General features: G+C 71.3%; 11 protein-coding genes. 8 read left to right on the forward strand and 3 right to left on the reverse strand.

Features of this window, described 5'->3' with window-relative positions; translation table 11 throughout:
- Positions 1–156: 156 nt before the first annotated feature.
- Positions 157–555: a hypothetical protein gene (locus ABH926_RS29075; RefSeq protein ID WP_370369021.1), complete on the forward strand. Its 399-nt coding sequence runs from the start codon at positions 157–159 to the stop codon at positions 553–555.
- Positions 556–630: 75 nt separating this feature from the next.
- Here ABH926_RS29075 and ABH926_RS29080 read toward each other — a convergent pair whose 3' ends face one another.
- Genes ABH926_RS29080 through ABH926_RS29090 form a run of 3 tightly spaced genes read right to left on the reverse strand, consistent with a single transcriptional unit; the run spans position 631 to position 3,759 of the window.
- Positions 631–1,830, reverse strand: coding sequence for a cytochrome P450 (locus ABH926_RS29080; protein WP_370369022.1), 1,200 nt, complete (start codon positions 1,828–1,830; stop codon positions 631–633).
- Positions 1,831–1,882: 52 nt separating this feature from the next.
- Positions 1,883–2,536 carry a response regulator gene (locus ABH926_RS29085; protein ID WP_370369023.1) on the reverse strand — a complete coding sequence of 218 codons (654 nt, stop codon included), beginning with the start codon at positions 2,534–2,536 and terminating at the stop codon, positions 1,883–1,885.
- Positions 2,509–3,759 (reverse strand): sensor histidine kinase, encoded by a 1,251-nt coding sequence (locus ABH926_RS29090; protein WP_370369024.1) that lies wholly within the window; start codon positions 3,757–3,759, stop codon positions 2,509–2,511. Before ABH926_RS29090 ends, ABH926_RS29085 begins: the two co-directional genes overlap by 28 nt.
- Before the next feature lie 327 nt (positions 3,760–4,086).
- Here ABH926_RS29090 and ABH926_RS29095 point away from each other — a divergent pair, with 327 nt between their 5' ends.
- From ABH926_RS29095 to ABH926_RS29125, 7 genes are all read left to right on the forward strand, one after another.
- Positions 4,087–4,977 carry a proline iminopeptidase-family hydrolase gene (locus ABH926_RS29095; RefSeq protein ID WP_370369025.1) on the forward strand — a complete coding sequence of 297 codons (891 nt, stop codon included), beginning with the start codon at positions 4,087–4,089 and terminating at the stop codon, positions 4,975–4,977.
- 14 nt (positions 4,978–4,991) lie between these two features.
- Positions 4,992–5,933: an ACP S-malonyltransferase gene (locus ABH926_RS29100; protein WP_370369026.1), complete on the forward strand. Its 942-nt coding sequence runs from the start codon at positions 4,992–4,994 to the stop codon at positions 5,931–5,933.
- 213 nt (positions 5,934–6,146) lie between these two features.
- Positions 6,147–7,607: an AMP-binding protein gene (locus tag ABH926_RS29105; RefSeq protein ID WP_370369223.1), complete on the forward strand. Its 1,461-nt coding sequence runs from the start codon at positions 6,147–6,149 to the stop codon at positions 7,605–7,607.
- Positions 7,604–8,896: a type III PLP-dependent enzyme gene (locus ABH926_RS29110; protein ID WP_370369027.1), complete on the forward strand. Its 1,293-nt coding sequence runs from the start codon at positions 7,604–7,606 to the stop codon at positions 8,894–8,896. Before ABH926_RS29105 ends, ABH926_RS29110 begins: the two co-directional genes overlap by 4 nt.
- Positions 8,893–9,477: a cobalamin B12-binding domain-containing protein gene (locus tag ABH926_RS29115; RefSeq protein ID WP_370369028.1), complete on the forward strand. Its 585-nt coding sequence runs from the start codon at positions 8,893–8,895 to the stop codon at positions 9,475–9,477. The genes ABH926_RS29110 and ABH926_RS29115 overlap by 4 nt, the downstream gene beginning before the upstream one ends.
- Positions 9,464–10,804, forward strand: a complete 1,341-nt coding sequence (locus tag ABH926_RS29120; RefSeq protein ID WP_370369029.1) for a methylaspartate mutase — start codon at positions 9,464–9,466, stop codon at positions 10,802–10,804. The genes ABH926_RS29115 and ABH926_RS29120 overlap by 14 nt, the downstream gene beginning before the upstream one ends.
- On the forward strand, positions 10,801–12,000 hold the full coding sequence (locus ABH926_RS29125) for a cytochrome P450 (protein ID WP_370369030.1): 1,200 nt from the start codon (positions 10,801–10,803) through the stop codon (positions 11,998–12,000). The genes ABH926_RS29120 and ABH926_RS29125 overlap by 4 nt, the downstream gene beginning before the upstream one ends.
- Positions 12,001–12,015 lie beyond the last annotated feature (15 nt).

Below are 12,015 nucleotides of genomic sequence, written 5' to 3' on the forward strand. Positions count from 1 at the left end.
GGCGGGGGCGGCCCGGGGGCCGGGGGCGCCGGCGGGCGGGGGCGGGCCGCGGCGGGGGGGGGGGGGCGGGGGCGGGGCCCCCCCCGCGCCGGGGCCGCGCCCCCCCCCCCCCCCCCCCCCCCCCGACTCGCTGGTGGAGTCTGCGAAGATTTCGGGATGTCGCACGTCGAGTTGTCCGCCGTCCCCATCGCGGCGCTGATCGCGCTGGCGGCCGTCGGATGCGCGGCGGTGGTCGGCGTAGTCCTGTATGTCATGCCGAAGTGGCAGCGCGCGCAGATCATCCGCAACAACCTGGCGCCGGGGATAGCGCTCCTCGCCGTGGTCTCCACGTTCAGCCGGATCGTGCTGTGGTACGCGGCGGTCATCTTGCTGCCGATGGCCTTGACGGTGTTGGTGATGGGCAGGCTGCCCGAGGACCTTCCGCGGAGCACCGATCCGGCCATCCGCGATCACCCTGGATATCCGATGATCCGGCGGCGGGGGATCGCAGCCTCGATCGCCTTGCTGACGGTGATCCTCGCCGGGGTGATCATGACGGCGGTCATGGTGCGGTGAATCCTGTCCGGCGCGCTGAACCCGGTCCGGCGCCTGCTGCCGGCGGTGATGGTGCCGGCAGCAGGCGCCGAGCCCCTACCAGCTGACCGGTAGCTCAATCAGCGAGCTGAGAATCTCCCCGTCGGTGAACCGCAGATCCGCGGGGTCGACCGTCAGCCGCAGCTTCGGGAAGCGCTCTATCAGCAGCCGTAGTCCGATCCGCAGCTCGGCCTTCGCCAGATGCGCGCCCAGGCAGTAGTGCGGGCCGCCGCCGAAGGCCAGCTCCGCCGGCGCCGTGCGGTCGAAGCGCAGGCGGTGCGGCTCGGGGTGGACCTGCTCGTCGTGCTGGCCGGAGACACCCACGATGGCGACCACCTCGCCCGCCGCGATCGGGCCGGAGGGCAGCTCCACGTCCTCGGTCGCGATGCGCAGCGACGCGCCCGGTCCCAGGACGTTGTGCCGCAGCAGCTCGTTCACGGCGGCCGGGATCAGCGACGGATCGACCACCAGCTGCTCCCACGCCTCGCGCCCGTCGCTCAGCAGTGCCAAGACGGCGCGCCCCAGCGAGTTCGCCGTGGTCTCGTTGCCGCCGGCGATCAGGCTCGTGGTCAGGTAGGCGAGCTCGTCCTCGGAGAGCCGGTCGGTGCCGTCGCGGGCGGCGATCAGGTCGTCGACGAGGTCCGTGCCGGGGGTGGCGCGGTGGCGGGCGAGCAGATCGGATATGTACCCGGCGAACTCGCCGATCCGGGCCATGCGCTGCTCGTCGGTCATCTTCTCGCCGGACAGGAATGCCGTCGACCAGTCGCGGAAGCGCAGGGCGTCGCGCTCGGGCACGCCGAGCAGCCGGCAGATGATCAGGACCGGTAGGGGGAAGCAGTAGTCTGTGATCAGGTCGCTCGGCGCCCCGGCCCGCTCCATGGTGTCCAGCAGGTCCGCGGCCGCCTTCTCGATCGCCGGCCGGCGCTGGTCGATGGCGCGCGGGGTGAAGGCCGAGGCGACGATGCGGCGGATCCGCAGGTGCGGTTCGCCGTCCATGCTGTTCATGCTGCGCGGGTCGTTGAAGAAGCTCGGCTGGATGGTCGAGCGCGGCGCGTCCGGGCCGGTCACATTGTGCGACAGCCGGGTGTCGGCCAGCGCCGCGGCGATGTCCCGGTGGGTGACCAGCAGCACCGCCGCGTGGCCGCTGGGCAGCCGGACCCGGCCGAGCGGGCAGGAGGCGCGCCGCTCGGCGTAGGCCGGGGAGGGGGTCAGGTGGTCGTGCGGGAACGGGAAGGACGGCAGATCGATCTCGGACACGAGCGACTCCTCAACCCGGTATCAGGGCACGGTGTTGTTCATGGTGCTTCGTTCACGGGACCATCTCGTTGAGGTACGTGAGCACGGCCAGCACGCGGCGGTTGTCGTCGTCGTGCGGCAGCAGTCCGAGCTTGGTGAAGATGTTGTTGATGTGCTTGCTGATGGCCTTGTCGGTGATCAGCAGCCGGCTGGCGATCCCGGCGTTGGTCCGGCCCTCGGCCATCAGGGCCAGGACCTCCCGCTCGCGCAGGGTCAGGTTCTGCAGGACCCTGTTGTTCGAGTGTCGCGACAGCAGCTGGTTGACCACGTCCGGGTCCAGCACGGTGCCGCCGGCCGCGACCGTCTTGACCGCGTCGACGAAGCGGTTCACGTCCGAGACCCGGTCCTTGAGCAGGTAGCCCAGCCCTCCGCCGCCGGCGGCCAGGAGCTCCTTGGCGTACAGCTGCTCGACGTGCTGCGACAGCACCAGCACCGGCAGGTCGGGCACGCGGGTGCGCGCCTCGACCGCGGCGCGCAGCCCCTCGTCGGTCTGGGTCGGCGGCAGCCGGACGTCGACCACCGCGACGTCCGGCTTGTGGTGGAGCAGGGCCTGCAACAGGGACGGGCCGTTGTCCACCGCCTCGACGACCTCCAGGCCGTAGGCCGTCAGGAGCCTGATCAACCCGTCCCGGAGCAGGGTCAGGTCTTCGGCGATGACAACGCGCACGGCAGCTCCATGGTGATGGTGGTCGGTCCTCCGGAGGGGCTGGAGACGACGAGGACCCCGTCGAAGGCGGCCAGCCGGCGCTCGACACCGGCCAGTCCGCCCCCGGCCGCCGGATCCGCGCCGCCGATGCCGTCGTCGCCGACGAGCGCCACCAGCCTGCCGTGGTCGTGTGCCAACTGTACCCAGGCCCGGCTGGCCGCGCTGTGCTTGGCCACGTTCGCCAGCGCCTCGGCCACCGCGAAGTACATGGCCGACTCCACCGGCGCCTGGGGCCGTCCGGCCAAGTCGATCCGCACCTCGACGGGGAAGGGCATGGACAGCGCCACGGCCCGGATCGCCCCGTCCAGACCCCGCTCGGCCAACACCGGCGGGTGGATCCCGCGCACCAGGTTCCGCAGGTCGGTCAGTGCCAGACCACTGTGTTCCCGGGCCTCGACCATCAGGGCGGTGGCGGTCGCGGGGTCCTGTTCGATCAACTGCTCGGCCAGACCGATGTTCATGCCCAGGGCGACCAGCCGGGCCTGCGCGCCGTCGTGCAGATCGCGCTCGATCCGCCGCAGCTCGGCCGCCGAGGCGTCCACCACGTGGCTGCGCGAGTCGGTCAGCGAGTCGACGCGCTCGGACAGCAGCCGCCGGGTGGGGGACAACAGCGCGGAGCTGAACAGGGCGTGCCCCTTGATGATCTGCGGCGACCCGGTGAGCCCGACCGCGAGCATCAGCGCGCCCAGCGGGATGTTGAGGATCCAGTACAGGTGGTGGGCATGGGTGAGGGCGACGAGGAAGGGGGCGACCAGGATCCCGCCGAAGCCGTTGACCAGCAGCGCGAACGGCAGCACCCCGAGCAGCGCCCCGACCGGCACGTTGAGCCCGAGCCACAGCAGATCGCGCCACGTCGCGGGGTCCTTCACCAGCCGCATGCAGTAGTCGATCCGCGCCAGCAGCCCGCCCTGCGGCTCCGGCAGCACCCGGTACGGCGACTCGATCGGCACACCGGACCACTCCCGAGCCCACCGCCGCTGCACCCCGGTGAACCCCCGCACCCCCTTGAGCACGAGCGGAGTGGTCACCACTCCGATGCCCAGAGGCAGGAAGATGATCGAGAGCAAGGAGCCGACCAGCAGCGGAACCCCGGCGAACTGCGAGAGCAGGGCCTGCGTCAGGCCCCTGCCACACGCCGCCAGCACGCGGGCCGCCCGGCGGCCCCACCCCATCTTGCCGCTCATGACTGCGCCTCTGCTGTCCGGCCGGCCGCGGGGCCGCCGTGCGTGCGTGCTCGGAACACTGTCCGCCTCCTAGGAATTCTGTCGTTCCGTACTCCAGTCTTCAGTCTTGGCGGCCGTGTGTCAGGGGAGTAAACACCCCGGTCGGGGTAGTGATTTCTTCACCGTGTAGTAGGGGTCTGTGATCAGGGGCGCCGAACCCCGCCCGGCAGCCCCAGTATCCGATGCACCCCCACCCCGACCAGCCCCTAAGGGGCTGGTTCCGCCCCGACACCGGCGGCTACACATGGGATGCGGAACAGGCCGCTGACTTCGGGTGGGGTGATCGTGATGGACGTGGCGAAGGGCCGGGTCCGCTTCGGGGACTACCAGACCTGGTACCGGATGACCGGGACGCCCGGCGCCGGCCGGCCGGTCCTGGTGGTCGCGCACGGCGGGCCCGGCAGCACCCACGACTACCTCGGCAACCTGGCCGAGCTGGCGCGGTTCGGCTTCCCGGTGCTGCATTACGACCAGCTCGGCAACGGGGGCTCGACGCGGCTGCCGGACAAGGGCCCTGATTTCTGGCTGCCGCCGTTGTTCCAGGCCGAGCTGGAGAACCTGCTGCGCTCGCTGGGCGTCACGGACGACTACGTGCTCTTCGGCCATTCCTGGGGTGGGCTGCTGGCCGCGCGGCACGCCGCGGCGCAGCCGCCGGGGCTGCGCGGGTTGGTGATCGCCGACTCGCCGGCGTCCTACCCGTTGTGGCGCAAGGAGATGGAGGTCCTGCGGGCCGCTCTGCCGCCGGGGGTGGACGACACGCTCCGGCGCCATGAGGAGGCCGGGACCACCGACGAGCACGCGTACCACAAGGCCGTGCGGGCCTTCAACGACCGCCACGTGTGCCGGATCGTGCCGTGGCCGCGGGACTACCGGGCCTCGCACATGGAGATGTCCAATGACCCGACCGTCTACTCGGTGATGAACGGGCCCAGCGAGTTCCACGTCATCGGCACGCTCAAGGACTACACCGTCGAGGACTGCCTGGCCGCCATCGACGTCCCGACCCTGCTGCTCACCGGACGCCACGACGAGGCCACCCCGGCGACCGTGCAGCCGTACTTCGAGCTGATCCCCGACGTGCGCTGGGAGGTCTTCGAGGAGTCGAGCCACGTGCCGAACCTGGAGGAGCCCGAGCGCTTCCTGGCGGTCCTGCTCGAGTTCCTCCAGAACCTCGACTGAGAGAAGGATGATCGATGGACAAGCCGCAAGGGCAGGCCGTGGTCTTCCCCGGCATGGCCCCCAGCAAGTTCGCGGACGTCGGCCGCTTCATGGCGGTCAACCCGTTCGCCCGCAAGCTCACCGCCGCGGCCAGCCACCGTCTCGGCTACCCGCTGCTGGACCGGATGCGCGAGGACGATGCCGACTACAGCACCGCCGCGCAGGTCGGCTTCCTGGTGAACTGCCTGGCGCTGGCCCAGTGGGCGGAGCAGGAACTGGGTGTGGAAGCGGATGTGTGCGCCGGCCCCAGCTTCGGGGAGAAGACGCTGACCGCGTATTGCGGCGCCCTGGAGATCGAGGACGCGGTCTGGATGACCGCCGAACTGGCCCGCGTCCAGGACGAGTTCTTCGAGACCGAGTACACGGACGTCGTCACCCACTCCTTCACCCGCACCCCGCACGAGCAGCTGACCGAAGTCCTCGCCGAGCTCACCGCGCGCGGGGAGTGGCACGAGATCTCCTGCTACATCGACCGCGACTTCTTCATGGTCTCCCTGCGCGAGCACAACCTGGACTGGCTGCTGGAGCGCATCCGCTCCCTGGGCGGGTTCTCTCTCTACACGATGCGCCCCCCGATGCACGTCTCGGTCTTCGGCGCGCTGCAGCGCAAGGCGGAGGACACCGTCATCGGCGAGCTGAAGTTCGCCGATCCGCGCCTGCCGGTGGTGGCCGACCAGGACGGCACCGTCCTGCGCACCGGCGAGGAGGTCCGCACGATGCTGCTGGACAGCTTCGTCAGGCCTCTGAAATGGCCCGAAGTCGTCAGTACTCTGCAATCGATGGACGTCGGCACGATGTGCGTGGCCGGCCCCGACTCGCTGTTCGGCCGGGTCGCCTGCACGACCGAACGCTTCGAAGTGCTGGCCGCGACCCCGCGCCTGGCGATGCAGCCGCGCCGCCGCGGCGCCGTGGCTTGAGCCGGGCCGCGAGCCGGGCCGCGAGCCGGGCCCTGGGCCCCCAGCAGGCCTAGGGGACCCTAAGGGGTGTGATTCGGCCCCGGCCGCCCGCTAGTTTTGCGAACGGGATTTAGTGCGTCCCCCATAAAACCCTTCGCGACATTCTTTCCGTCGCATCACCTTCTCGTGGCTTGGAGCGGGGTATTGGACACTGTCGATTACCTGAAGCGCACCATGCTGGTTCATTCCTTTCTGGACGAGGCCGAGGCGCAGAGCCCTGATTCTCCAGCGGTCCGGGATGGCGCCGGCCGGTGGACATACCGGGAGTTGGCCCGCTACAGCCGTGCCGCCGAGTACTGGCTGGCCGAGCGGGGGGTGGGGCACGGCGACCGCGTCGTCGTGCAGTGGGAGACCACGTGCGAACTGGTGGCCCTGCTGTTCGGCGCCTCCCGGCGCGGCGCGGTCTTCGTGCCGCTCAACCCGGGCATGAAGCAGTACCACCTGGACAGCGTCATCGCCAACGCGCAGCCGCGGCTGGTGCTCACCGGCGCCGACGCCGGCCCGGCGTGGGCCGGCATCGAGCAGGCCGCGCGCGAGGGCCACGCGGCCGAGCCGACCGCGGTGGACCCGGCCGACGTCGCGGTGCTGGTGTACACCTCGGGCAGCACCGCCGAGCCCAAGGGCGTCATCGAGCCGCACGCGCAGATCACCTTCGCCACCATGGCGGTGACCTCGGTGCTGGGCTACCAGGACGACGACGTGGTCTTCTGCCGCTTCCCGATCTCCTGGGACTACGGCCTGTACAAGGTCCTGATGACGGTGCACGCCCGCGCGGAGATCGTGCTGGCCGGCGCCGAGTCGGACCTGCGCATCCTGGACCTGATCCGCCGGACCGGGACCACCATCGTGCCGATCGTGCCCTCGCTGGCGGCGATGATCGCCACCCTGGCCGAGCGCGAGACCGGCACCGAGGTCCAGAACAAGGTCCGGATGTTCACCAACACCGGCGCCGCGCTGCCGCAGCCCACGATCGACAAGCTGCGCAAGGCTTTCGGCGGGGTGCGGGTGGTGCGCCAGTTCGGGCAGACCGAGTGCAAGCGCATCGCGATCATGCCGCCGGAGCTGGACGAGCACCGGCCGGACTCGGTCGGCCGGCCGCTGCCGGGAACCAGGGTGCTGATCCTGGACGAGGACGGCGCGCCGGTCCCGGTCGGCCAGGTCGGCGAGATCGTCGCCGTCGGGCCGCACGTGATGCCGGGCTACTGGAATGCGCCGGAGTTGTCCGCCAAGACTTTCCGTCCCGATCCGGAAACCGGGGAACTGCGTTTGCACACCGGTGATTACGGATCCCTCGACGACGACGGTTACCTGTATTTCCAGGGGCGCCGCGACGACATGTTCAAGCGCAAAGGCATTCGGATGAGCACCTTGGAGATCGAGGCGGCCGCCGTGGACATTCCCGGCGTGCGCACCGCCGCCGTGGTGCCGCCGGCCGGCACGCGCGATCTGGCGGTGTTCGTCGAGGCCGACCTGCCGCCGCACACCGTGCTGCGCGAGCTGGCCCGGCGCCTGGAACCGCAGAAGGTGCCCTCGCTGTGCCGGGTCGTCGAGCAGATCCCGCTGACCGCGCACGGCAAGTTCGCCACCGCCGAGCTGGCCCGGATGCTCGAGAACGGCGAAGGGGCCGCCCGATGAACAGCCCGGCCGACCGCCGCCAGAACCCCGCCGACCACCACCAGAACCCCACCGACGGCTACCGGGACCTGGCCGCGCGCTACGGAACCCCGCTGTACGTCTACGACCTCGACCGCGTCGAGGAGTCCCGCCGGGCCCTGGCCGGCTCGCTGCCCGAGGGCTTCGAGATCTTCTACGCCCTGAAGGCCAACCCGCATCCGGACATCGCCCGCGCCCTGCGTGAGGGCGCCGGCCCCGCCTGCCGGGCCGAGATCAGCTCGGCAGGGGAACTGGCCAGCGCGCTGAGTGCCGGCTACAACGCCGGCGAATGCCTCTACACCGGCCCCGGCAAGACCCCGGCCGAACTGGAGCACGCGATCGGCGAGGGCGTTCGCATGTTCTCCGTCGAGTCGTACACCGACCTGCAACACGTCGGTGCGGCGGCGATCCGCCACGGAGTGGTCGCGAAGTGCCTGCTGCGCATCAACAGCGCCGGGACGAAGGCCGCCACCACCGGGATCCGGATGATGGGCAAGCCCTCGCAGTTCGGCATCGACAGCGAGACGCTGCCGGAGCTGATGCCGCAGTTGCTGGCGGTGCCCGGCACCCGCGTCGTCGGCGCGCACTTCTTCACCATGAGCAACGCCGTCGACGAGAACGGACTGGTCGGCGAGTTCGAGCAGACCGTGGCCGCCGCGGCCCGGCTGGCCGAGGAAGTCGGCCTGCCGCTGGAGTTCCTGGACATCGGCGGGGGTTTCTCCTCCCCTTACGCGGTGCCCGGCGAGCGTGCCGACTACCCGAAGCTGGCCGCCGAGCTGGAGCGGATCCTGGATCTGCACCTGCCGCGCTGGCGCTCCGGCACGCCGCACCTGGCCGTGGAATCCGGCCGCTACCTGGTCGGCAGCAGCGGATATCTGCTCGCCAGCGTGGTCAACATCAAGGACAGCAGGGGCAGCCGGTTCGTGATCCTGGACTCCGGGATCAACGTGCTCGGCGGGCTGTCCGGGCTCGGCCGGCTGCTGCCGGCCGCCGTGCAGCTCGACGGCGCCGAACCGGATGGCGTGGCCAGCCTGGTCGGGCCGCTGTGCACCCCGGGCGACAGCCTGGGCCGGGACGTGCGGCTGCCGGCGCTGGAGCCGGGCGACGTGATCGTCGTGCCGAACGTCGGCGCCTACGGGGTCAGCGCCAGCCTGCAGGGCTTCCTCAGCCGCCCGGTCGCTGTCGAGGCGGTGGTGCGCGGCGGGCAGGTGGTCTCGGCGACCCAGCTGGTGCCGGTCCGGACCGAGGTGCCGGCGGTGGCGGTCTCATGACCGGCGCGGCCGCCGACGGGATCGTGGAGCGGGGCGCCCCGGACGCGTCGCAGGGCTCGACGGCACTGCCCTCGCACGGTCCGACCCCGGCGCCGCACGGCTCGGCCGCGCTGCCCGCGCAGCGCTCCGCCGTCCCGGCCCGTCCCGGCTCGCGCGGGACCGTGATCGTCAGCAGCATGGCCTCCGACGCGCACACCTGGAACCTGGTGTTCCTCCAGCTGCTCATCGAAGAGCTCGGCTTCGACGTGGTCAACCTCGGCGCGACCGTGCCCGACGAGATGCTGATCGAGGAGTGCCGGGAGCGCGCGCCGCACCTGGTGGTGCTCTCCAGCGTCAACGGCCACGGCTACCACGAGGGCCTGCGGGTGATCGACGGTTTGCGCCGCGACGCCGCGCTCGCCGGCCTGCCGGTGGTGATCGGCGGCAAGCTCGGCATCACCGGCGGGGAGAGCGCCGAGCACATCGACGACCTGCTCTCCGCCGGCTTCGACGCGGTCTTCGACGACCGGCCCGAGGCCGCCACGGCCTTCGTCGGCATGCTCGGCCGCCTGTCCGGGCGGCAGGTCCATGAACTTCGGTGACCACGTGCGGCGCGCTCACGCCGGCGGCGTGCTGGTGGTCCAGCCGCGGATGGGGATGTCCGACCCGGCGGCGATGCGGGCCGGACTGGAGGCGACCAAGCACGCCGACGCCGACACCGTCGGCACGGTCACCCTGGACAGCTACACCCGCACCGGCGACCTGGAATCGGTCCGGCGCGCGCTGTGCGAGGGCGTCGAGCTCAACGGCTACCCGATCGTCAGCTACCCGGCCGAGGTCACCCGCAAGATGCTCGACGGCCTGGTCGAGGACGGCTTCCCGGTCCAGGTGCGGCACGGCTCGGCCCGGCCGCTGGCGATCGTCAGGGCCCTGCTGGACGTCGGGCTGCACGCGACCGAGGGCGGCCCGGTCTCCTATTGCCTGCCCTACGGGCGCATCCCGCTGGACGAGTCGGTGCGCAACTGGGAGGCCTCCTGCGAGCTGGCCGTGCAGACGCTGGCCGGCACCGGCGTGCAGCCGCACCTGGAGACCTTCGGCGGCTGCATGATGGGCCAGCTGTGCCCGCCGAGCCAGCTGGTCGCCATCAGTGTCCTGGAAGCGCTGTTCTTCTACGGCCTGGGAGTGCGCTCCCTGTCGGTCAGCTACGCCCAGCAGACCAACACCGACCAGGACGTCGAGGCCGTCAGGGCCCTGCGCAGCCTGTGCCGTCAGCTGCTGCCGGAGGCCAGCTGGCACGTGGTGATCTACGCCTACATGGGCGTCTATCCGCGCACGGTCGGCGGCTCGCAGGCGCTGATGGCCGAGGCGGTCCGGCTGGCCGTGGCCACCGGCTCCGAGCGGCTGATCGTCAAGACCGCCGCCGAGGCCAGCCGGATCCCGACCGTCCAGGACAACATCGACTCCCTGGAGTTCGCGACGGCCATGGCGCGCGAGTACCGGCACGGCGCGCTGCACGCCGAGTCCGAGGCGCTGGCCGCGGCCGCGCCGGCGCCCACCGACAGCCAGGTGTATCAGGAGGCTTACGCCCTGGTCGCCGAGGTGCTCAGCGGCGCCGCCGACGTCGGCGGCGCCCTGATCGGCGCGTTCAAGCGCGGGCTGCTGGACATCCCCTACTGCCTGCACCCGGACAACGCCGGGCGCGCCCGCAGCTACCTGGACGAGAACGGCCGGCTGTGCTGGTCCGAGCTCGGAGAGCTGCCGCTGGGCGGGATCGCCGAGGTGCGCCCGGGCCGCCGGATCACCTCCGGGGACCTGCTGCGGGTCCTGGGCTACGTGCGGGACAAGTTCGACGCGGTCGCGCTCGACCGCGGCGCCGGCCACCCGGCCGGCGCGGCAGGACGAAGGATCTTGGAAGGGAAGCCGGAATGACGACCGAACAACGGATCCGCGACTACCCGTTCGACATGACGGACGTCGAGGTCTCCCCGATGTACACCACGTTGCGCGAGCAGGAGCCGATGAGCCGGGTGCGCCTGCCCTACGGCGAGCCGGCCTGGCTGGCCACCCGCTACGCCGACGTCAAGCTGGTGATGGCCGACCCCCGGTTCAGCCGCTCCATCGCCCAGGGCCTGGACCAGCCGCGGCTGCGCAAGGAGCTGACCGGCGACGGCATCATGGGCATGGACCCGCCGGACCACACCCGGCTGCGCAAGCTGGTCAACAAGGCCTTCACCGCGCGCCGGGTCGAGCAGATGCGCGCCGACATCAAGTCCCGCTGCACCAAGCTGATCGACGCGATGGTGGACAAGGGCCAGCCCGCGGACCTGTGCGAGGACATGGCCCGGCCGCTGCCGGTGTCCGTGATCTGCGACCTGCTCGGCGTGCCCTTCTCCGACCACCACATCTTCCGGGAGTGGACCGAGGGTCTGACCAACGACTCCACCATGAACGGCTACGTGCTGGAGGAGATCGGCGGCGCGCTCGGGGAGTACATGTCGCGCCTGATCGCCAAGCGCCGCGAGGAACCGACCGACGACCTGCTCGGCGCCCTGGTCTACGCCCGCGACGACGGCGACAAGCTGACCGAGGACGAGCTGATCGCGATCGCCGGCCCCGGCCTGCTCACCGGCGGCGTGGAGACCGTCTCCTCCGGGCTGCCCAGTTTCATCTTCACGCTGCTCGCCGACCACCCCGACCAGCTGGCGCTGCTGCGCTCCCGCCCGGAGCTGATGCCCAACGCGGTCGAGGAGCTGCTGCGCTACGTGCCGATCAACACCGCGGCGATGTTCGCCCGGTACGCGCTGGAGGACGTCCGCTTCGGCGACGTCGTGGTGCGCGCCGGCGACCCGGTGATGCCGGCGCTGGCCGCGGCCAACCGGGACCCGGAGGTCTTCGAGGACCCGGAGCGCTTGGACATCACGCGCCAGGCGAACCCGCACATGGCGTTCGGACACGGCCCGCACCACTGCATCGGCGCCGCGCTGGCGCGCATGGAGCTGCAGGAGTCGATGACCGCGCTGCTGGCCCGGTTCCCGGACCTGCATCTGGCGGAAGGCCGGGAGGCCGTGCAGTGGCAGTTCGGCGTGATCGTGCGGGGACCGGTGCTCCTGCCGGTCGGCTGGTGATCGGTTCCTAGGACT

Source organism: Catenulispora sp. GP43 (assembly GCF_041260665.1).
In the GTDB taxonomy this organism is placed as follows: Bacteria; Actinomycetota; Actinomycetes; order Streptomycetales; family Catenulisporaceae; genus Catenulispora.